General features: G+C 39.0%; 14 protein-coding genes and 1 pseudogene. 11 read left to right on the top strand and 4 right to left on the bottom strand.

Annotated elements, in window-relative coordinates:
• Window positions 1-15: 15 nt before the first annotated feature.
• The 11 genes and pseudogenes from ACJ5H0_RS13520 to ACJ5H0_RS13570 all read left to right on the top strand — a co-directional run bounded on the left by ACJ5H0_RS13520 (window position 16) and on the right by ACJ5H0_RS13570 (window position 18,793).
• Window positions 16-1,650 (top strand): SusD/RagB family nutrient-binding outer membrane lipoprotein, encoded by a 1,635-nt coding sequence (locus ACJ5H0_RS13520; RefSeq protein WP_411249915.1) that lies wholly within the window; start codon window positions 16-18, stop codon window positions 1,648-1,650.
• Between the two features lie 169 nt (window positions 1,651-1,819).
• Window positions 1,820-3,113 (top strand): annotated as a pseudogene (locus tag ACJ5H0_RS13525) (MFS transporter).
• A 42-nt stretch (window positions 3,114-3,155) separates the two neighbouring features.
• Window positions 3,156-4,127: a glycoside hydrolase family 130 protein gene (locus ACJ5H0_RS13530; protein WP_273650412.1), complete on the top strand. Its 972-nt coding sequence runs from the start codon at window positions 3,156-3,158 to the stop codon at window positions 4,125-4,127.
• A gap of 104 nt (window positions 4,128-4,231) precedes the next feature.
• On the top strand, window positions 4,232-6,463 hold the full coding sequence (locus tag ACJ5H0_RS13535; RefSeq protein WP_411249916.1) for a GH92 family glycosyl hydrolase: 2,232 nt from the start codon (window positions 4,232-4,234) through the stop codon (window positions 6,461-6,463).
• A gap of 32 nt (window positions 6,464-6,495) precedes the next feature.
• The gene (locus tag ACJ5H0_RS13540) at window positions 6,496-7,923 is read left to right on the top strand and encodes a glycoside hydrolase family 125 protein (protein WP_411249917.1); all 1,428 of its coding nucleotides are present in this window, start codon (window positions 6,496-6,498) and stop codon (window positions 7,921-7,923) included.
• Window positions 7,924-7,971: 48 nt separating this feature from the next.
• Entirely contained in the window at window positions 7,972-10,296 is a 2,325-nt protein-coding gene (locus ACJ5H0_RS13545; protein WP_411249918.1) for a glucosamine-6-phosphate isomerase, read from the top strand.
• 55 nt (window positions 10,297-10,351) lie between these two features.
• Complete coding sequence (locus ACJ5H0_RS13550) at window positions 10,352-12,739, top strand: endo-beta-N-acetylglucosaminidase H (RefSeq protein WP_411249919.1); 2,388 nt, start codon at window positions 10,352-10,354, stop codon at window positions 12,737-12,739.
• 185 nt (window positions 12,740-12,924) lie between these two features.
• Window positions 12,925-13,791, top strand: a complete 867-nt coding sequence (locus ACJ5H0_RS13555) for an ROK family protein (protein WP_345990979.1) — start codon at window positions 12,925-12,927, stop codon at window positions 13,789-13,791.
• A gap of 12 nt (window positions 13,792-13,803) precedes the next feature.
• Complete coding sequence (locus ACJ5H0_RS13560; RefSeq protein WP_411249920.1) at window positions 13,804-16,074, top strand: GH92 family glycosyl hydrolase; 2,271 nt, start codon at window positions 13,804-13,806, stop codon at window positions 16,072-16,074.
• A gap of 34 nt (window positions 16,075-16,108) precedes the next feature.
• Window positions 16,109-16,606, top strand: coding sequence for a cupin domain-containing protein (locus ACJ5H0_RS13565; RefSeq protein ID WP_273650420.1), 498 nt, complete (start codon window positions 16,109-16,111; stop codon window positions 16,604-16,606).
• A gap of 102 nt (window positions 16,607-16,708) precedes the next feature.
• The gene (locus ACJ5H0_RS13570) at window positions 16,709-18,793 is read left to right on the top strand and encodes a glycoside hydrolase family 97 protein (protein WP_411249921.1); all 2,085 of its coding nucleotides are present in this window, start codon (window positions 16,709-16,711) and stop codon (window positions 18,791-18,793) included.
• Window positions 18,794-18,844: 51 nt separating this feature from the next.
• Here ACJ5H0_RS13570 and ACJ5H0_RS13575 read toward each other — a convergent pair whose 3' ends face one another.
• The 4 genes from ACJ5H0_RS13575 to ACJ5H0_RS13590 are packed head-to-tail and all read right to left on the bottom strand — an operon-like array spanning window position 18,845 to window position 22,903.
• Window positions 18,845-18,970, bottom strand: a complete 126-nt coding sequence (locus tag ACJ5H0_RS13575; protein ID WP_411250350.1) for an MFS transporter — start codon at window positions 18,968-18,970, stop codon at window positions 18,845-18,847.
• The gene (locus ACJ5H0_RS13580; protein ID WP_411249922.1) at window positions 18,960-20,189 is read right to left on the bottom strand and encodes a sugar porter family MFS transporter; all 1,230 of its coding nucleotides are present in this window, start codon (window positions 20,187-20,189) and stop codon (window positions 18,960-18,962) included. The genes ACJ5H0_RS13575 and ACJ5H0_RS13580 overlap by 11 nt, the downstream gene beginning before the upstream one ends.
• A gap of 6 nt (window positions 20,190-20,195) precedes the next feature.
• A complete protein-coding gene (locus ACJ5H0_RS13585; RefSeq protein ID WP_411249923.1) occupies window positions 20,196-21,950 on the bottom strand; it encodes a class I mannose-6-phosphate isomerase in 1,755 nt (584 codons plus the stop codon).
• A 29-nt stretch (window positions 21,951-21,979) separates the two neighbouring features.
• Window positions 21,980-22,903, bottom strand: coding sequence for an ROK family protein (locus ACJ5H0_RS13590; RefSeq protein ID WP_411249924.1), 924 nt, complete (start codon window positions 22,901-22,903; stop codon window positions 21,980-21,982).
• Between the last annotated feature and the right edge of the window lie 2 nt (window positions 22,904-22,905).

Here is a 22,905-nt window from a genome sequence, read left to right on the forward strand (position 1 = left end):
TTTTACAATACTAAAATGAAAATCATTAATATAAAAACATGGGTACTAGGTGCAATAGTATTAGCTTCTGCTTCCGGATGTACCAGTGAACTTGATCAATATAATCAGGAAAAGTTAGGAGGCCCTGAAAATTTTTATGCCGATTTTAAACTGGTGGTAGACCCATTGGTATCTATGCAGAGAGGATTGCAGTCAGATTATCAGCTCTATCCCAATCTAAGTGCAGATATGTTTAGCGGTATGTTCAGTACAGCATCACAGTTTAATGGAGGTAAGAATAATATGACCTATTATATGATGGATGGATGGAACAATAGGATTATTGCCAGACAGCAGGACATTTTTAACTATGCTATCAACATGGATAATGCTGCTAAAAATATATATGCAGGAATAGATTTTACGGGAACACTTGCTGTGAAAAAAATACTAAGAGTTGTTACAGCTGCAAGGGTTTCCGATAACCATGGCCCGGTTGTGTATAGTAAATACGACACACCAAATGCTAATGGAACTACAGATTTTGATTCTCAGCAAAGTGCATATAATCAATTTATTATTGATCTTACTTCTGCAATAAATGACCTCCAAGCCATACAGAATAGTCCGGCAACAAAAAATGTAGAGGATAAATCAGCGTTAAAAAAGGCAGACTTAGTATACCAGGGGAATATGGGTAAATGGGCAAAGCTGGCCAACTCATTGAAGTTGAGGTTAGCAATGCGTATGAGTTATGCAGATCCTGCAAAATCAAAACAATATGCTGAAGAAGCACTTGCGTCACCGGCAGGATTGATCACTGAAAATGAAGATAATGCTTTGATCAGTGTGGGTCAATCAGAATTGAGTTTTATCATTTATTCGTGGGGAGACTGTCTTATAGGAGCGCCATTAATGGCTTATATGAACGGATATAACGATCCAAGGCTTCCTGCCTATGCTATTCCGGCAACAGACAGCAATCCACAGATCAATGGTAAATACATAGGAATACGACAAGGTATCGATTTATTGAACGGAAAATCTACGTATGGTGGTTTTTCTCAACCACAGGCAAAATCAGCAGCCGGAGATTATTTTTCTGCAACAGATGGTAAAATGAAACTGTTTACCGCAGCTGAAACATGGTTCCTTAAAGCGGAAGCTGCATTGAGAGGCTATGCTGGAGCTGGTGCAATCCAGGCAGATTACGAGACAGGTGTTCAACAATCATTTGGAGAGTGGGGAAAAAGTGCAAGTGTTGCTACCTATCTTGCCAATACAACAGCTACAGAAGCTCCCTATGTTGATCCGAAAAATGCGGCGAATAATATTGGGGTAGGACATCCTGAGCTGAGTACCATTACCATTGCATGGAACAATGCAGATTCTAATGAAAGGAAATTGGAAAGAATCATTACTCAAAAATGGCTTGCCCTTTATCCGAACGGACCTGAGGCCTGGGCAGAACAAAGAAGAACCGGTTATCCGATCCTTTTCAAAGTAAGACAAAATGATAGTGGAGGGTTAATCAGTACAGATGCGATGATTCGCAGAATTCCTTTCACGGTAGATACCAAGAATTCTTTATTCAACTATCCTCAGGCATTACAATATTTAGGAGGAGCAGACACTGGAGGAACAAAACTTTGGTGGGATAAGAAGCCATAATTGTAACTCAATAATTAAAATAGCACAGAGGCCGTCTCAAATGAAAAGCATGGATTCATGCTTTTCATTCCGGTGTAAAAATGTACAGTATTTTTTATTTCTCACAATGTTTCGTTTATGCCGGCGTGAAACTTTTGAGATGTCCTCTTTTTTACATCTATAATTTAATATGGTAAAAAACACTTCCGGAACCCGTTCTATACAACCGATATTCTGGATCTCGTCATTATATTTTGCAATGGGAGTACCTTTTGTAACCATTAATGCTGTTTCCGGAATTATGTATAAGGATATGGGTGTTTCGGACTCAAAGATTGCTTTCTGGACAGCTCTCATTTTATTTTCATGGACATTAAAACCATTGTGGAGCCCTTTCCTTGAAATTTATAAGACAAAAAAGTTCTTTGTAGTTTTTACCCAGTTTGCCATAGGAATTCTTTTTGCGCTAATTGCGTTAAGTCTGCCTATGCCAGATTTTTTTTAAGTACAGCATTGCCCTCTTTGCTGTAGTCGCCTTTTGCGGAGCAACACATGATATCGCAGCGGACGGAACTTATATTAATTTTCTTACCAATAAAGAACAGGCAAAATATATAGGATGGCAAGGTGCATTTTATAATCTGGCCAAAATTATCAGCAGTGGAGTCCTCGTTTATTTTGCAGGCGTTTTGGAAAAAACCAAAGGCGTTACGCATGCCTGGATGATCATTATGGGAGTATACGCCCTGCTATTTTTTATTCTTGCCGTCTATCATTATTCTGTTTTACCCAACGAAAACAAGCTTGAAAAGCAAAAGAACGGAAAAACGGCCGGCAATGTCCGACAGGAACTTCTGGAAGTCATTACATCTTTTTTCAAAAAACGAAATATACTCTGGTCGGTATTATTTATTATTTTATATCGTTTTGCAGAGGGATTTGCCATCAAAATTGCGCCCTTATTTTTCAAAGCACCAAGAACCTCCGGAGGCTTGGGGTTATCTACTTCTGATATAGGGCTTATTTACGGAACCTATGGTTCTGCAGCATTTATTTTAGGGTCGGTGCTGGCTGGATACTTTATTTCAGCCCGGGGCCTTAAAAGATCACTGATATGGTTATGCTGCGCATTTAATATTCCATTTGTTGTGTATGCTTTATTGGCTCACTATCAGCCGAATACATTGCTTCCTGTAAGTATTGCAGTTGTTGTGGAATACTTTGGTTACGGGTTCGGTTTCGTGGGACTTATGTTGTATATGATGCAGCAGATTGCACCGGGTAAACATAAAACAGCCCATTATGCATTTGCAACAGGGATCATGAATCTCGGAGTTATGATTCCCGGCATGTTCAGTGGAATGATCAGTGACTGGATAGGATACAAAATGTTTTTCGTATGGGTTTTGATCGCTACGATTCCGGCATTTTTGGTCACTTTAGTTGCACCGTTTCCTTATCCGGAAAAACAAAAAGAACAATAATTCTATTATTAAATAATTTTAAATAAAAGTAAAAAATACTTTATGACATCTCAATCAGCAATGATCCCTTGGCAGGATCGTCCGGCAGATCGTCACGATATAATGTGGCGTTTCTCTGAAAATCCAATTATCAACAGATATGCAATACCAACATCGAACAGTATATTCAATAGCGCGGTAGTCCCTTTTGAAGATGGATTTGCCGGTGTTTTCAGATGTGATAACAAATCTGTACAAATGAATATTTTTGCTGGTTTCAGTAAGGATGGCATCAATTGGGATATCAACCACGATCCAATTGAAATGAAAGCAGGAAATACAGAAATGATCGAATCTGATTATAAATATGATCCGCGTGTCACTTTTATAGAAGATCGTTACTGGATCACATGGTGTAACGGATATAACGGACCTACGATCGGAATTGGGTATACCTTTGATTTTAAAGAATTTTTCCAGTGTGAAAATGCCTTTTTGCCTTTTAACAGAAATGGAGTTCTTTTCCCTGAAAAGATTGATGGAAAATATGCGATGTTGAGCCGTCCCAGTGATAACGGACATACGCCTTTCGGGGATATCTATATCAGCTATAGTCCTGATATGAAATATTGGGGAGAGCATCGTTGCGTAATGAAAGTAGCTCCATTTGAAGAGAGTGCTTGGCAATGTACCAAGATCGGAGGCGGCCCGGTTCCGATAAGAACGGAAGAAGGATGGTTGCTATTTTATCACGGGGTGATCAATACATGTAATGGTTTTCGCTATTCCATGGGATCAGCATTGCTTGACCTTGAAAATCCTTCAAAAGTATTGTACAGAACAAAACCTTATCTATTGGCTCCCGCAGAGCTATATGAGCTTACGGGAGATGTTCCGAATGTGATTTTTCCTTGTGCGGCATTATCAGAAGGAGACAAAGTTACGGTATATTATGGAGCTGCTGATACGGTGGTTTCCATTGCATTCGGATATATTTCAGAAATCATTGATTTCATGAAAAAAAATTCTCTTTAAATTAGATAAGATTAAAACCATAAGGAAAAGCGTCATTTTCTCGCTTTTAAAATAAAATTTTCATTTTTTTGTGTAGTCTTAAAAATGTTCAAGATCTCTCCGTTATGAAAAAGGAACTGTTTATTTATTTTTTTGTTATCCTGTTTGTTCAATCTGTTAACGCCCAACGTAGAGACGATGTGCTTTCATGGGTAGATCCGTTTATCGGAACCGGAGGGCACGGGCATACGTTTCCGGGAGCTACAACACCTTTCGGGATGATACAGCTGAGTCCGGATCAGAATACCAAAAGTGGTGACTGGGACTGGTGTTCAGGGTATCATTACAGCAGTAAAACGATTATGGGGTTCAGCCATAATCACCTTAGTGGAACAGGCTGGGCCGATCTCGGAGATATTTTAGTGATGCCAACTACCGGAAAAGTTAAAATGGTTCCGGGATCAGAAGAAAATCCTGATAGCGGATACCGATCCAAATTCAGTCATGAAAGAGAAACTGCTGCTCCGGGGTATTATTCTGTAATGCTTGACAGCTATGGAATAAAAGCTGAACTGACGGCTTCTCCACGGGTAGGGTTTCATAAATATACATTTCCAAAAAGCGAAGAGGCTAATGTAATCATAGATCCTACCAACAAAATCTTCGGAAATATTTATCATACACTGGTAAGAATCCAGGGAAACAATAAGATTTCCGGTTATTGCTATAGTAATGGCTGGGGTGGTAAAAGATTTGCTTATTTTGTAATGGAGTTTTCAAAACCGTTTAAATCATACGGAACCTATTCTGAAGGTAAAATAACAGAAAATGAAAGGTTTGCGCTGGCTAAAGATGCAAAGGCTTTTGTAAGATTTTCTACACAGGAAAATGAAAGCATTGAAGTAAAAGTCTCTTTATCCCCGGTAAGTACGGAAGGAGCACAGGAGAATTTTGATGTAGAAGCAAAGAATGTTGATTTTGCTCAAGCTAAAGAAACTGCCCAAAAAACATGGAGAGACCTGATCAACAGATTCCAGATCACAGGAGGAACCAATGACCAGAGAAAAATATTTTATACTGGTGTTTACCATACTTTTATTGCTCCGAATCTTTATATGGATACCAATGGAGATTATGTGGCTGCCCAGGAAAATATGAATACCAAATGGTTCACCAATTATAGCACATATTCTTATTGGGATGGCTTCAGAGCAACACATCCGCTGCTTACCATTATGGATCAGAAACACACCAAAGAATTTGCAAACTCATTGATCAGCAGGTATACAGATCGCAAGGATCACATGCCAATCTGGGAACTTTGTGGATATGACAATTTCTGTATGTTGGGCTACCATAGTGTTTCGGTTATCTGGGATGCTATTTCTAAAGGTGTACCGGGAATTGATCATGAGAAGGCGTTCGCTGCGATGAAAGATGCTTCTTTAACGGATAAAATGAGCAGCAGCGATGGTGGTGGAGGTCTTAACGATTACATTAAATTAGGGTATACTCCTTCAGAAAACGGAGCTTCTGTATCCGCCACCCTAGAATATGCCTATGATGATTGGTGCATCCAACAATTGGCTGAAAAATTAGGAAAAAAAGAAGATGCAGAAGTATATAAAAAACGCTCAATGAATTTTCTTAATACTTTCAATAAAGAAAATAATCACTTCTGGCCTAAGCAAAAAAATGGACAATTTCTGGCTGATTTCCCTTTAAACGACTGGAAAAAGCTTCAGCCGCACTGGGTATCAGGAAACATCTGGGCATATGATTTCTTTGCTCCTCACCAGATCGATGAAATGATGAATCTTTATGGTGGAAAAAAAGGATTTGAAGAAAAATTAGATAGAACATTTACAGAAACCCTTAAAATGGAAGGGGAACAACATGTTGATATTTCAGGATTTATCGGATCTCTTGGATTTGGAGATGAACCGGGACACCATGTTCCTTATCTTTACAATTATGCAGGAGCTCCCTACAAAACCCAGAAAATGATCAAATTTATCCGTGACAATATGTACGCAGCAAAGCCGGACGGGATTGTAAATAATGAAGATTGCGGACAGATGTCTGCATGGTATATTTTCTCTTCTTTAGGTTTTTATCCCGTTACTCCGGGAAAACCTGTGTATGCGATCGGAGCACCACAATTCCCAAAAGCTTCCTTAAAGCTGGAGAACGGAAAAACATTTACTGTGATTGCAGAGAAAATATCGGATAAAAATATTTACGTTCAGAAAATGTTTTTGAATGGTAAAGAATTTAAAAGCTGGGAATTGAATCACAGTGATATTATGAATGGGGGCGAACTGAAATTTGTGATGGGAAGTAAGCCCGTAAAATAGAATTAATAAACAATAACGAAATATAAGTATCAATGGAAAGGAGAAAATTTATTAAAACAAGTGCACTGGCAGGAGCCGGATTATTATTTGCGCAGAATGCTTTTGCAAAAGGGTTAAGCGTAGAAGAATTCCCTGTTGTCCGTGTTCCTAAAGATAAAAGGCATTTTACCAGTGAAGCGGTAGAAAATGCTATCTCAGCCTTTAAAAAGAAAGTGAAAAATAAAGAATTGACCTGGCTTTTTGAAAACTGCTTTCCCAATACATTAGATACAACGGTTTTCTATACAGAAAACAACGGAACACCGGATACTTATGTTATCACTGGAGATATAGATGCCATGTGGCTGCGTGACAGTTCTGCACAGGTTTTTCCTTACTTGCAGTTTTCAAAAAAAGATGAAAAGCTGCACAAATTGATATCAGGAGTAATCCATAAACAGACCCAGTTTATTCTGAAGGATCCTTATGCGAATGCATTTTATAATGATGATCAAAAGATAAGTAAGTGGAAAGAGTACGATCATACGGATATGAAACCCGGTATACACGAAAGAAAATGGGAAATAGATTCACTCTGCTATCCAATCCGCCTTGCGTATCATTTCTGGAAAACGACCGGAGATACAAAACCTTTTGATAATAACTGGCTGCAAGGAATTAAGCTGACTCTGAAAACTTTTATTGAACAGCAGAGAAAAACAGGTTTAGGACCTTATCAGTTTGAAAGGACAACAGCCTGGGCTACCGATGGAATCCCAATGGGAGGGTATGGATATCCTACAAAACCTGTTGGTCTTATAAGCTCCATGTTCCGACCAAGTGATGATGCTACCATTTATGCATTCCTTATACCTTCCAATTTATTTGCTGTGGTAAGTTTACGCCAGGCAGCAGAAATGGTTTCCCAGATCAAAAATGAAAAGGAACTGGCTAAACAATTAACGAGTCTTGCTGATGAGGTAGATGCTGCCATAAAGAAATATGGAATCTATGACCATCCGCAGTATGGAAAAATATATGCTTTTGAAACGAATGGTTTTGGTAGCTATAACCTAATGGATGATGCCAATTGTCCAAGCTTGTTGGGATTGCCTTATCTGGATGCTGTAAAAGCTGATGATCCTGTTTATCTTAATACCCGGAAATATGTATGGTCACAAGATAATCCTTTCTTTTTCAAAGGTAAGCTGGCAGAAGGAATCGGGGGGCCTCACATTGGTTTAGATATGATCTGGCCGATGAGTATCATTATGAAAGCGCTTACGACCCAAGATAAAAGCGAGATCCGCTGGTGTATAGAAACTTTACAGAAAACCCATGGAGGAACAGGTTTTATGCATGAGTCCTTCCATAAAGATAATGATAAGAAATTTACCAGAGAATGGTTTGCCTGGTCCAATACATTATTCGGAGAATTGTTATGGAAAACCTATAATGAAAATCCGGAACTGCTGGGATAAATTCAAAATTTAATAATCAAATTCAACACAAATAAAAAAAATTAAAAGATGGAAAATACTAAAATTTTTACCCCCGTAGAACTTACCTTTTTGAATGATGTTCCAAGAAGCAATAAGGTAAACGTTCCCTACATCGTCGTAGATAACTTTCCGAAGCTTGGGATGCTTTCGGCATTTCGGTTTCTGGAGTGGGTTCACAAGAATCCAAAAGGAGTTATCAGTCTGCCAACAGGAAAGACTCCGGAATATTTTATTTACTGGACAAAGTATATTCTCGATCATTGGGAGGAAGAAAATGTAGTAAGGCTAAGGGAAAAGCATCAGTTGTTATTTGCTGATAAACCATCGCTGGCTGATCTTCATTTTGTCCAAATTGATGAGTTTTATCCCATAAAATCTTCACAAGCTAATAGTTTTTATCATTATGTAAACAAATATTACATTGAAGGGTTTGGGCTTAAAAAAGAAAATGCTTTACTTATTAATTGTGATGAAATCCCTTTGGCGGAAGGTAAAAGTTTTGAAGAAGTTTTCCCGGACAGCAAAGTAAATCTTGAACTAAGATATCGTGAAGCCCTGAACCCTCTTGAAAAATTACAAAAAGAATCTATTTTCCTCATTGATAACTGGTGTTCAGGATATGAACAAAAAATCCGCCAATTGGGAGGGATTGGTTTTTTCCTAGGGGGTATTGGTCCAGACGGACACATTGCTTTTAATATCAAAGGTTCGGATCCTTATTCTACGACAAGGCTGACTTCGACTAATTTTGAGACGCAGGCAGTTGCTGCGGGAGATCTGGGAGGAATTGAAATTTCAAAAGAGCGTCTTGTGATCACCATAGGTCTTGAAACCATTATTTATAACAAAGATGCTGTTGCTATTATTTTTGCAGCAGGTGAAGCGAAGGCTCCTATGATCAAAGATGCAATGGAACTTCCTCCTTCCAATTTATATCCGGCTTCTGTCCTTTCCCAACTTTCTAACGGACGGTTTTATCTTACACAAGGTGCGGCAAGTATGCTGAAAGACTATATTGATAACTATTATCATTCTGGAAGCTGGTCCCAGGAAAAGACCGATAGAGCTGTAATGTCTCTGACCCAAAAGCTAAACAAATATGCAGAACATCTTTCGTTGGATGATCTGAAAGGGGATGATTATACAAAACTAATTCCGGATGTAAGCAATACTACGGTACAGCAAGTTATTGCGTCCATTGAAAATAAAATAAAAACAGGAACAAAACCGCTCAGCAATGAAGTCTTTTATCATACCGGACCCCATCATGATGATATTTCTTTAGGATTATTACCATATATTCATTATCAGTCCCGTAATGAGACCAATTCTTCTCACTATTCAGTTCTTACCTCCGGATTTACTGCTGTTACCAATAAGTTTTTAATAAAAATCCTTCGCGATACGCTTTCTTTTATCGGAAGAGAAGAAGTTGAAATGCTCAATTATCCCGATTTTTTTAAAAACGGATATAAAAATAAAAAAGACAAAGATGTATATCATTATCTGATCAATATTGCCTCCGGAAATGAAGAAGAGCGGGCGAGAGCTGTTTCCCATAGAATGGTGAGGAATATTGTTGAACTCTGGAATCTGAAAAGCAAGTCTGGATTACGCGAAAAGATCAGGGAGATCATAGACACGGTTAACTCCAGCTATGACGGACAAAACCCTGAACCGAAAATTCAGATTTTAAAAGGGATGATCCGTGAATATGAGGAAGAGCTTGTATGGGCACATTTTGGGGTGAGAACAAAAAACGTAAGCCATCTGAGGCTCGGCTTTTATACGGGAGCCATTTTTACGGAAAAACCAAAAAGAGAACGGGATGTTCTTCCTATTTTACAACAGTTAAAGGAAATTAACCCTACAGTTATAAGTTTAGCTTTTGACCCTGAAGGAAGCGGCCCTGATACTCATTACAAAGTTTTGCAGGCTATCGCTGAAGCGGTAAGAGAATGGGGCAAAGAAAAAGATCTTTCCGGTCTTAAAATCTGGGGTTACAGAAATGTATGGTATCAGTTTAATGCTGCAGACGTCAGCCATATATTCCCCGTATCACTTAATGCCATGAGCACAATGGATGAGAGCTTTACCAACAGCTATCTGAGCCAGGTAGATGCATCCTTTCCAAGTTACCGTTACAATGGGAAGTTCAGCCATCTGTCAATACAAACCTGGGTAGAACAGCTCAAAGCGGTTCAGCTGGTATTAGGGAAACCATATTTTTATGATAACGAGAGTCCGAGGCTGAGGGCAACCCACGGATTATTATTCTTTAAAGAAATGAATGTAGAAGAATTCCTTCAATCTGCGAGGGAGCTGGAGAAGTCAACGGAAGGAGCCTTCTGACCCATTGTTATACCTCCGGATTTATAAACCAGGTCAAAAACGAAATAATTATACTATGAAAGGAAAATCTATTCTTATTGCATTGGTCTTATTAATAGGGCAGGCAACATCTTTATTACGGGCACAGCTTAATCCTTTGGGGATATGCTATGTGGAGGTTAATAACAGCAATATTCTGAACGCAGGGTCATATACTTTGCAAAACAGTAACAAACAACTTTTTGACGTTGCTATTATCTTCGCGGCCAACATCAATTATGATGTTTCCAAAAGCCGGGCTTATATTTCCAACAATAATAATGTGACAAAAGTATTAAACGATGTCGACACTTATGTAAGGCCTCTACAGCAAAAAGGAATCAAAGTATTATTAGATATCCTGGGGAATCATCAGGGGGCGGGTATCTGTAACTTTCCGACCCGGGAAGCGGCACGTGATTTTGCTTTGCAGATAGCCCACACCGTATATACCTATGGCCTGGATGGAGTTGATCTTGACGACGAATATGCAGATTATGGAAATAACGCTACCGGACAGCCGAATAACAGTTCTTTTGTTATGTTATTACAGGAGTTGAAAGCTGCCATGCCCGATAAATTAATTACGTGGTATTACATTGGCCCTGCAACAACAAGGCAAGCTTATAATGGAGATAATGCCGGAAACTATATCAATTACGGATGGAACGCTTATTATGGCACTTATAATGCTCCTTCAATACCTCCTCTTGCCAATTCTAAAATTTCTGCGGCAGCAACCTGGATCCAGAATACTTCTGCTTCTACACTTTCTACTTTAGCAACGAGCACAAAGAATGACGGCTATGGAGTTTTTATGTGGTATGATCTTAAAGGAACCAATGCTGCCAGCTATCTGAGTACGGGATCTAACATTCTCTATAATGAGAACACACAACTTAGTGGCCAGCTGTATACCTGGACACAGGGAGCATCATGTGATCCACCATTAGGGCTTGAGGTGACCAATGTTGCAGGAACTTCAGCTAAATTAAACTGGACTTCAAACGGTTCTCAAACCTACAATATAGATTATAAGGCAGCCAATTCAACAACGTGGATTAATTTGGCAACCAATTACTCCGGAAATAATATCAATGTAAACAACCTGGCTTTAAGTACAGATTATGATTGGAGAATTCAGTCCAATTGTTCTTCTACGCTGAAGAGTACATATCTTTTTGCTCCGAGATTTAATTCCGGAAGCGGATGTGAAATTCCGGCAGGCCTTAAGTCGGAAAACTTCCTGGGAACGACAACAAAGCTGTCATGGAATGCCGGAAGTGCAACTTCTTATACCTTACAGTATAAAACAGCTGCCGCTACAACATGGACAACGATTCAGAATATTACAACCAATACATATAATCTGCAAAATTTAACTGAAAATACAAATTACGTTTGGAAAGTACAGGGAGTATGCAGTGCATCTACTGTAAGTGCATATTCTGCAGAAGCTTCATTTAACAGTGGTTTTGCACCGGTTCAAAGTCCTGGACCAAGATCTCTTTCTTTTAACGGGAGTAGTCATTATCTCAATGCCGGCCAGTTTAATCTAAGTGGGAATGCACTCACTTTTGAAGGATGGGTGAAAGTAAATGCGTTTAAAACTGCTTTCCCTAATATTTCTTCAGTAATTGGTATTGAAGTAGGAGATAATAATTCTGCCATTCTGAGATTTGGGGATGCCGGTCTTACAAACAATAAATTACAATTTATATTAAGTTTCGGCTCATCTCAGATTAAGCTGAACAGCAATACTGGATTGAATACCAACACGTGGTATCATATCGCTGCCACTTATGACGGAACGGCGATGAAAATTTATATTAACGGAACTCTTGATGCAAGTGCTGCAGCCAGCGGAAACTTTACAGCCAATGGAATTCTTTATCTGGCAAGAAATTATGATAATTCAAGAACATTGAACGGTTTCCTTGATGAATTCCGGGTGTGGAAAAAAGCATTGACGGCTCAGGAAATTATGAATGACAAATGTAATATAGCTTCTAATAGTGCAGGGCTTGAGGCTAATTGGAAAATGGATGAGGGAAGTGGTAACGGAGCTTTAGACGCGACTTCGAATACACATTTTGCGACTCTTATTAATATGTCAAATGCCAACTGGACAACAGATGTACCTTGCAATATTTCATTATCAACAAAAGACAATGTTCTTGAAAAAGGAAATAATGTCTATCCAAACCCTGTTAAAAAGGGAAATGATATTCATTTTGTAATTAATGATCGTTCTGCTAGTGAAGTATCCCTATATGATCTTTCAGGGAAGTTGATCAAAAAACAGAGTGTAGATAAAGATAAAATAACGATCAATACTCAAGCTTTATCGTCCGGAACATATATTTATAAAGTGGAATCAAAAAATGACCGCATTATATTTTCAGGAAAAATAATAGTGGAGTAAGTCTTTAAAAAATTAATAAAATTATACAGTTAGAATTTAAATTTGGAATCTAAGATAGGCAGACAAGTGGCAGGAACATTTAAAAAATGAATTTAGGAATTATTGAATAATAATGATTTTGCTTTCTTGTTTGTCTGTTTTTAGATGATCAGATATATCTACTGGAATTAAAAAATAAGAGAATTATGCAAAATGCATTAGGTATAGACATTGGCGGATCGCATATTACAATGGCTCAGGTAGATCCTGAAAAGCATGAAATTATAGGTTCCACTTATATCAGGGAGCATGTTGACTCATTTGGCGGACGGGAAGATATTTTTTCCGCCTGGGTTTCTGCAATCGGAAAAGCTGTAGTAAATCTGAACAGGGAAGAACTCCTTATAGGCATTGCAATGCCGGGACCTTTTGATTATAAAAACGGAATTTCTCTCATGCAGCAGGGAAAATTTATCGATATCTACCAAATAAATATCAAAGAAGAACTGGCCAGCAGGCTTTCTATATTAAATGAACAGATCCACTTTGTAAATGACGCTGCCGCATTTCTGGAAGGCGAAGTTTTCGGAGGTTGCGTCACTGAATATAACCGTGTATTTGGGATAACGCTGGGAACAGGATTAGGAACAACATTCTACAATGGTGAGACTTCAACAGATGAGGATTTGTGGAATTCTCCTTTTAAAGATTCCTTAGCTGAAGATTATCTTGCCACACGGTGGTTTGTTAAACGATATGCAGAATTAACAGGAGGCGAAATCTCAGGAACCAAAGAATTACTTGATAAGCCTAAAGACATCCAATCCCGAATATTTCAGGAATATGCAGATTCTTTCTCGGAATTTATTGTCAGATATGTATGGGATTACAAGCCGGAGGTCCTTGTAATAGGAGGAAACATTGCGAAAGCATACCCCTATTTTGAAGAAAGATTTAATGAAAATTTAGTAAAAAATAATATTAACTTGCCTGTTAAAATTTCGGCTATTTTTGAAGACGCTGCCATCTTAGGTGCTGCAAGCTATGCTTTGAAGAAGACCTTAATCAACTAATAAAATGATATAATGAAGTTTTTATTTTCAACTCTTTTTCTTCTGCTTAATGCGCTGGTTTTTGGTCAGAATCCGTCTCCTGCAGATTATGTTAATCCATTAATGGGAACCCAATCTAAGCCATCACTGTCTAACGGTAATACTTATCCTGCGATAGGGCTTCCATGGGGAATGAATATCTGGACTCCCCAAACAGGTAAAATGGGTGATGGATGGGCTTACACATATGATGCGGATAAGATCAGAGGATTTAAACAAACACATCAGCCCTCTCCATGGATGAATGATTATGGAGCATTTGCAATTATGCCGGGTGTCGGAAAACTCAGGTTTAAAGAAGAAGATCGTGCCAGCTGGTTCAGCCATAAAGCAGAAATTGCAAAACCATATTTTTATAGTGTTTATCTTGCTGATATTAATGTTACTACGGAGTTTACACCCACAGAAAGAGCCGCATTTTTCAAATTTGATTTCCCTAAAACGGATAGTGCTTATGTTGTAATTGACGCGCTGAATAAAGGTTCTTATATCAAAATTCTTCCGAAACAAAGGAAAATCATAGGATACACGACTAAGTATGCCAGAGGAAAATATGAGAATTTTAAAAACTATTTTATTGTTCAGTTTGATAAAGACTTTGATGTAACGACAACATGGAAAGATGATCGGTTGGTAAATGATCAATTGGAAATTACCAGCGATCACACAGGAGCCATAGTTGGATTTAAGTTAAAAAATAAAGAATCGGTTTATGCAAAGGTAGCTTCATCATTTATCAGTTTCGAACAGGCAGAAATTAACCTTAAAAGGGAAATTGCCGGCCGCAGTTTTGAGCAGGTAAAAGATAACGCGAAAGAGATATGGAACAAGACACTTGGAAAGATTGAAGTAAAGGGCGGAACAGATCAGCAAATGAGAACCTTTTATTCCTCTTTATACAGAACCTTATTTTTCCCACAAAAATTATATGAGATCGATGCTCAGAATAAAGTGAAGCACTGGAGTCCATACAACAGTAAAATATTGGATGGGAAAATGTTTGCCGGAACCGGTTTTTGGGATACATTCCGTGCATTATACCCATTTCTGAATCTCGTATATCCAAGTATCAACGTAGAGATGCAGGAAGGCCTTGCCAATGCTTACAAAGAAGGAGGTTTTCTGCCAGAGTGGAGCAGCCCCGGCTATTCTGATATTATGATCGGGAACAATTCTGCTTCCGTTGTTGCTGATGCTTACATTAAAGGATTGCGTGGATATGATATTGAAACCTTATGGCAGGCCGTAAAACACGGGGCGAATAATGAAGGTCCTATTGAGGCTGTCGGCCGTAAAGGGGTGGAATATTATAATACCCTGGGATATGTTCCATATGATGTGAAAATTAATGAGAATGCAGCCCGTACTTTAGAATATGCTTACGATGACTTTTCGATTTATCAGTTAGGAAAAGCTTTAGGGAAACCAGCGTCAGAAATTGATATCTACAAAAAAAGAGCCTACAACTATAAGAATATGTTCGATCCTGAAACAGGTCTTATGCGAGGTAAAAATAAAGACGGAAAATTTCAGTCACCTTTTAATCCTTTTAAATGGGGAGATGCCTTTACCGAAGGAAACAGCTGGCATTACACATGGTCGGTCTTCCAGGATATAGATGGCCTTGCAAAGCTGATGGGTGGTAAAAAGAAATTCGAAGCCAAACTGGATGAGGTGTTTTCTCTTCCTCCAGTTTTTGATGATAGCTACTATGGAAGTGTGATCCATGAAATAAGGGAAATGCAGATCATGAATATGGGGCAGTATGCCCACGGTAACCAGCCTATACAGCATATGATCTACCTGTATAATTATGCCGGAGCACCATATAAAACCCAATATTGGGCAAGGCAGGTAATGGATAAACTTTATCAGGCGACACCGGACGGATATTGTGGGGATGAGGATAACGGGCAAACTTCTGCATGGTATGTTTTTTCTGCATTAGGATTTTATCCGGTAACACCCGCTACGGATCAATATGTTTTAGGGGCGCCGTTGTTTAAAGAAGTGACCGTACATCTGGAGAACGGTAAAAGTATAGAAATAAAGGCTCCGGAGAATAGCAGTGAGAATCTTTACGTAAAATCTCTGAATGTAAACAATCAGCCTTACTCCAGAAACTGGTTGAGTCACAAAGACCTTCTGCAAGGTGCAGTTCTGGATTTCAAGATGAGCAATCAGCCGAATAAAGAAAGAGGATCACAGGAAAAGGACTTTCCTTATTCGATGTCAAAAGAATAAATCATTTTAACAATAAACTTTAATAGCGATAATTATGAGTGCGGAAAAGAAAGAAATATTTGATAAAGTAGAAAAGATGCTAGGAGCTCAGGGCTTTAATCTTGTTGCAAAAGATGATACAAGACCGTGGGGTGGATTTTTTGTGATTGATGAAGCGCAGGCACAGGATTTTGCGAATCAATATTTTGACGGAATAGATGTGGAAAGCCTGAAGATCGGAGGAAAATTAAGTCCGAAAATTCTTCTGGTGGCGCCACAGGCAAGATTGAGCTGGCAGTATCACCACAGGAGAGCAGAAATCTGGCAGGTAGTTGAAGGAACAGTAGGTATAAAAAGAAGTAATACCGATGAAGAAGGTGAACTGCAGGAATACAAGCCAAAGGATCAGGTAAAACTTCAACAAGGAGAAAGACACCGATTGATCGGTCTGGATGGCTGGGGTGTTGTAGCCGAGATCTGGCAGCATACGGACGCATCAAATCCATCGGATGAAGATGATATTGTAAGAGTACAGGATGATTTCGGAAGATAATTCCGGTAAGTATAATTGATCTCTGTCCGCCATTTTCCCAGAGAATGGCGGACAGTGTTTTTTAAGATTATTATAATGAAAATAAAGACTATATACTTTTGTATGAGTATGTTGTTCACGATCGTTACGAACGGACAAATACTCTCGTCACCCAATAATCAGTTTAAACTGAATTTTAAAATAGAAGGGGAGGGAACTCCATATTATTCATTAAATTATAAAGATAAAACGGTTTTAAAAGAAAGCCAGTTAGGATTTGTTTTAAAACCCTCTTATTCCTATTTCTCAGATTTTAAAGTAGGGGGGATTGATTACTCATCTTCCAATAAAACCTGGAAGCCGGTTTGGGGACCTAATAAGGAAGTAGCTGATCATTACAATGAAATGCTTGTCCATTTAGTACAAGATAAAACCGGGTGGAAGCTGGATATCAGATTCAGGCTATTTGACGATGGTTTAGGTTTCCGGTATGAGTTTCCTGTCCAAAAGGATTTAAGGCATTTTACCATAAGCAGTGAGAAAACAAGCTTTAATTTAGGAAAAGATTATAAGGCATTTTGGATCCCTGCCGATTATGATACGAATGAGTTTCCGGTTACTACATCAAATCTGTCCGAAATTTCAAATCTGATCGATGAGGTACGCAAAGAACCTCTGGCAGCAAAAGCACCCAGTGCCAGTCTTGCTGTACAAACACCTTTGATGCTGAAATCAAAAGACGGAATTTATATTAATATTCATGAAGCAGCTCTTACCAATTTTGCTGCAATGACACTCAATCTTGATGAGAAGAATTTTATTCTTTCTTCCAATCTGACACCTGATAAAAACGGAGACAGGGGTTTTGTTCAAACAGGTTCTGTAAGCCCATGGCGAACTTTGATTATCAGCAGTGACGCAAGAGATATTTTGGCTTCCAACCTGATTGTTAATCTTAATGAGCCAAGCAAAATTGAGGATACTTCATGGATCAAGCCGACCAAATACATTGGAGTATGGTGGGAATATTTTACAGGAGGTGGATCTACCTGGGCTTATTCAGACGATCAGGATATCCGGATCGGGCAAACGGATTATAAAACCCTCAAGCCGAATGGCAGGCATGGCGCGAATACCAAGCATGTTAAAGAATACATTGATTTTGCTTCAGAAAACGGCTTTGATGCTGTTTTAGTTGAAGGATGGAATGAAGGATGGGAAGATAATCAGGCTTATAGAAAAGAACATATTTATAGCTTTACCAAAGCTTATCCCGATTTTGATGTAAAAGAACTGCAGGCTTATGCTAAAAGCAAAAATTTAAAGATTATCATGCATCACGAAACAACATCATCTGCGGTAGATTATGAAAGACAATTGATGGACGCATTTCAGTTTATGAAAGACAATGGATACGATGCTGTAAAAACGGGATATGTAGGGCCGATTATCCCGCGGAGTGAATATCACGACAGCCAATGGATGGTTAACCATTACAACTACGTTGCTGAAATGGCTGCAAAATATCATATTATGGTAGATTCACATGAAGCAGTGCGGCCAACAGGTCTTTACAGGACTTACCCCAATTGGATTGCTCAGGAATCGGCACGCGGAACAGAATTTGAATCTTTCAATGGCAACCGTCCGGATCATACCACCATATTGCCATTTACAAGGCTAATAGGAGGCCCGATGGACTATACACCGGGGATATTCGAAGGAGATCTTTCGGTTTATGGAACTAATAAAGCGAAGTTGAGTACAACGCTTACCAAGCAATTAGCACTTTATGTTACAATGTACAGCCCGCTTCAGATGGCTGCAGATCTGATTGATAATTACAAAAAATACCCTGATGCTTTTCAGTTTATCAAAGACGTGGCAGTAGATTGGGATTCTTCATATATTCTTGAGGCCGAGCCGGGTGATTATATTACCATTGCAAGGAAAGCTAAAAATAAAGATGAATGGTTTGTAGGAAGTATTACTGATGAAAATCCAAGAGAAGCAACGGTAGATTTGTCATTTCTACCTAAAAACCAAAAATTTGAAGCGATAATTTATAAAGACGGTAAAAATGCCAGCTGGAAAAACAATCCTAAAAGTTATGAGATCTCCAGACAAATAGTGAGAACCAATACTAAGCTGAAAATCAAAGCGGCTGCCGGTGGGGGATTTGCGATGAGTATAAAGCCGGTAAAATAATAAAGAGTGATTGAAATCCCAAAATTAAGAATTTCAATCACTCTTTTTCATTTATAGAGAATTATGTATTTCCTCTAAGGTTTTTCCTTTGGTCTCAGGTACTTTTTTCCATACAAACAAGAGTGCTGTGATAGCGATGGCCATGTATAACCAAAATGTAAAAGCATTACCAATAATTCCGACAAGAACCGGAAAAGTTTGGGAAACTAAAAAAAACGGCTGACCACAGAAAGAAAGTAGCCACGGACATAGCGGTAGCTCGAGCCTTTGTTGGAAAGATTTCTGCAATAACCACAAATGCAAGAGGACCAAGGGACATGGCAAAACAAGCAATGTATCCAAGGATCGCGATAAGTATCAGATACCCCTTTTGTTCATTAAAAAAGGCAAAACCAATAATAAATAAACAAATAGCCATGCCGGAAATACCAAGAAGCAGTAACTTTTTTCGTCCCCATGTGTCTACATATTTTATGGCTACAAAAGTAAAAAGAACATTGATGATCCCCACGAGAATGGTTTGCATGAATGCAGAGTCTGAGCCGACTCCCGTTGCCTTGAAAATCTCCGGAGCATAATACATAATTGTATTGATGCCGGTAATTTGTGAGAATATAGCAAGGAAGATACCTATAGCCAATGCCCGTTTTAGTTTGGGCTCCTTAAGCGCGCTGAAAGAAAGAGATTTTTCATCTTTTAAAGCCCCCTTGATGGAATCCAGCTCCTGCCGTGCAGTTGTAGAATCATTAATGATTTCCAGAATTGCTAATGCCTCAGTTTCTCTTTTTTGTCCGGCCAGCCAACGCGGGCTCTCAGGAACAGTGAAGAGCAACAGAATAAAGATAATGGCAGGAATAATTCCCGAACCAAACATCCATCGCCATCCTGTAGAAATATTCCAGCTTTCGTTATGAATGCCGGCAATATAGGCATTCACAAAATAGATAACCAGAATACCACTCACGATTCCCAGTTGGAATATGGATATCAGACGTCCTCTTATGGCTGCAGGAGCCATTTCTGAAATATACATCGGCGAGAGCATGGAAGCAATTCCGATACCCATTCCCCCTATCATCCGGAATACTACAAATATCCACAGATTAGGAGCCAGTGATGTTCCTATGGATGAAATAGTAAACAATAAACCCGAAAGCATTAATACTTTTTTACGACCGATACGATCACTTAATGTTCCTGAATACACAGCACCTATGATGCAGCCCAGCAGAGCACATGAAGCTACCCAGCCTGTCATCAGATCGGATAAATGATAATAAGTTCGCATAAAGCCAATGGCTCCGGAGATTACAGCGGTATCATAACCGAATAACAATCCGCCTACTGATGCTACAAGAGTTGCCTTAAGGATTGTAGAATGAAACGTTTGCTGCATAGATGTTTATTTTATAACTTTTTGAGAAATCATCTGAGTACGTATGCTCGCTTTAATAGTCACACATTCTTTTCCTTCACTCTCTCCATATGGACTTATGGTATACAGTCCTACATGAGCCGGAACGATAAATGTTTCAGCATAATGAATAACATAAGGCTCAAAAAGATGTTCTGGGCTTTCCACAATAATTTCCCTTCCATCAACAAGATTGAGTACATTTACCACACCTCCGGTATGATGAACTACTTTTTTAGTAAACCAATGTCTTCTTGTTTCAATAAATGATAATGCATCGAGACCTGTACGTTCTTCCCGCCAGCCATCTCCTTCAGCAATAGGTTCTGTAAGGTTTAGTATATTTTCTTTTGTCCATGAAGTGGTTCGATCCCATTGTATAACATTTTTACCATGTGCCAATGATATGGGACGCGGTTTGCCATCCAGTCCCGTACGCCCCCAATCCCATAATTTAAAAGTAAAAATATAAGGAGTTGCACTGATTTCCAATACCACAGAATTCGCTCCTGAACAATGTACAGTGCCCGAAGGAATAGATACATGATCATGTTTGCGGACCGGCCATTTTTGTACATACTTCTCTGCGTCAAAAGGAACCTGATCACGTTGCGCAGCTTCCAGCTCCTTCATTATAAGCTGAGGGTCAATATTTTCTTTTAACCCCAAATAGACAAAAGCATCTTCTTTAGCATCCAGCATATAGTAACTTTCATCCTGTGTATAGGACATCCCGAACTTTTCTTTGATGTATTCCTTAAGTGGGTGTACCTGTAGACTCAGATTACCACCTTCTATAGTGTCCAGAAAGTCAAAACGGATAGGAAATTCATCCCCGAATCCCTCATATACTTCTTTTCCCAGCAAAGCTTCTGGCTGGAAAAAAACAAGATTGGAAGAAGGTATTTCTACAACCTGGTTTCCGAAACCCAATAAGAGACTATTCTCTTCAGGGACACAATCAAATCCCCAGGCGTAATTCGGAAGACTTCTATCCAGATCACATACCTCTTTTAGCCATTGGCCTCCCCATGGGCCGGGATCAAAAAACGGGACAACCCTGAAAGGAGCGCTTACCGTTTGCTGAAATGCATCAAATAAAGCAACAGTACTTATCATTTTAGGTTGATGGGGTATGGTCGTATCCAGAAGAAACTGACACTTATTCAATATTTGTTTCTTATAATGGTCACTAACGCGCCAGTCTACAAAATAAGCATGTTTGTATTGATATGCAAAAGAATCAGTATAGTTGGTTCTGCCCAGATTGCAGGCTGTATCTTTTCGGAAACGCATTTGTATTTCCCATCGAGGCATATCTGCATACATGAAAAGGTCTGCCTCGTCTGCAATTATAGTGGCACCAGGGCCTATGATCACAGCACAATCACCGATTTCTGATAGAAGGCTTTTGAGATCTTTAATCTTTTTAAAATCAAAATAATCTTCCAGTTTTAGGGAGGATATATAACCAAATACAGGATCATCCGTTACATAAGGCTGTACCAGTGCTGCAATTTCTTTTTCCGGTTTCATGGCTTGAACGGTATTGATCACCAATTCCGGATTTAGGATCTCATTCAATGAGCTGATGACCTCTTCCAGATAAACCCCTGGATAGCACTCAATCGCGATAACTCTAGGATTACTTTCTTTTATTTGTTCAGTAATATTCTGCCAACCTGAAAAACAAGAGTGGCCTTTGATTTCAATGACGGGATGTTTATTAAAGTTTGATTTCATCTTGTGCAATGTTTATCAGTCATATTATTTTATTGGTTGTTGATGAGATGGGCTATGCCCAATAGCGCAGCTGTGCCGGAGAATTTTCCTTCAGTAAGATGAACTTTTCCCCAGGGTGTCCATGAGTAAGTTTCAATATAATTCCGTAAATAGGGTATGATAGAAGAACTGCTGGCCATAATTCCACCGGTAAGCACCAGTATTTCCGGGTCATAAGCATGAATCAGATTAACAGCACATGCAGACCATGCCTGAAGGCTCTGATTCCTGATTTCTAATGCTTTTGTATTTCCTTCTTCAGCCAGAGTAAAGATCATTTCATAATCAACTACCGAAGAAGCTGGCAGATCTTCTGATTTACGCATGTTTGCGAGATTCCATGTTGAAGCTTCCGTTTCTACACAACCTTTATTGCCACAATTACATACATTTCCTTTATAGTTGATCACCGAATGTCCTCCAAGAATACCCGCTGTAAAATGTTTCCCCTTCAATAATTTTCCTTCTATGATAGCCGCGCTGCCTATTCCAGTTCCCAGTGTCATGAGAACTGCATTGTCATGATTTTGTGCATTACCATATATCCATTCTCCTACCAACGCACTCCTGGCATCATTCTCTATGAAAAAAGGAAGATTAAACATCTTCTGGCTCCATTCCTCTAAATCGATTTCAGGAGCATCTCCAAATTTCTTATCGATAGAAAGTACTTTTTTCCGGTGGCTGTCTACGATCCCGGGAGAAGCAATACCTAATCCACCCAGATCCGATAAAGAAAGTTGTTGGGGTTTTAATAAATTTTCTACAGCTTCCCGGATATAAGGAAGCCTGGATCTGAGACCATTTGTGGAATAGGCATCAATAGAGGTGGAATCCAGTAAAATGCCATCTTGCACAATGCCGATTTTAATCCTTGTACCTCCCATATCTATGGCAATAACCGGTTTCGACATGA

This window comes from Chryseobacterium proteolyticum, assembly GCF_046591535.1.
Taxonomy (GTDB): Bacteria; Bacteroidota; Bacteroidia; order Flavobacteriales; family Weeksellaceae; genus Chryseobacterium; species Chryseobacterium proteolyticum.

Bases quoted from the DNA above. Each gene is read 5' to 3' on its own strand.
- ACJ5H0_RS13535 (WP_411249916.1), top strand. From the start codon at position 4,232: ATGAAAAAGGAACTGTTTATTTATTTTTTTGTTATCCTGTTTGTTCAA.
- ACJ5H0_RS13540 (WP_411249917.1), top strand. From the start codon at position 6,496: ATGGAAAGGAGAAAATTTATTAAAACAAGTGCACTGGCAGGAGCCGGA.
- ACJ5H0_RS13585 (WP_411249923.1), bottom strand. From the start codon at position 21,950: ATGAAATCAAACTTTAATAAACATCCCGTCATTGAAATCAAAGGCCAC.
- ACJ5H0_RS13550 (WP_411249919.1), top strand. From the start codon at position 10,352: ATGAAAGGAAAATCTATTCTTATTGCATTGGTCTTATTAATAGGGCAG.
- ACJ5H0_RS13520 (WP_411249915.1), top strand. From the start codon at position 16: ATGAAAATCATTAATATAAAAACATGGGTACTAGGTGCAATAGTATTA.
- ACJ5H0_RS13545 (WP_411249918.1), top strand. From the start codon at position 7,972: ATGGAAAATACTAAAATTTTTACCCCCGTAGAACTTACCTTTTTGAAT.
- ACJ5H0_RS13555 (WP_345990979.1), top strand. From the start codon at position 12,925: ATGCAAAATGCATTAGGTATAGACATTGGCGGATCGCATATTACAATG.
- ACJ5H0_RS13530 (WP_273650412.1), top strand. From the start codon at position 3,156: ATGACATCTCAATCAGCAATGATCCCTTGGCAGGATCGTCCGGCAGAT.
- ACJ5H0_RS13560 (WP_411249920.1), top strand. From the start codon at position 13,804: ATGAAGTTTTTATTTTCAACTCTTTTTCTTCTGCTTAATGCGCTGGTT.
- ACJ5H0_RS13590 (WP_411249924.1), bottom strand. From the start codon at position 22,903: ATGTCGAAACCGGTTATTGCCATAGATATGGGAGGTACAAGGATTAAA.
- ACJ5H0_RS13580 (WP_411249922.1), bottom strand. From the start codon at position 20,189: ATGCAGCAAACGTTTCATTCTACAATCCTTAAGGCAACTCTTGTAGCA.
- ACJ5H0_RS13565 (WP_273650420.1), top strand. From the start codon at position 16,109: ATGAGTGCGGAAAAGAAAGAAATATTTGATAAAGTAGAAAAGATGCTA.
- ACJ5H0_RS13570 (WP_411249921.1), top strand. From the start codon at position 16,709: ATGAGTATGTTGTTCACGATCGTTACGAACGGACAAATACTCTCGTCA.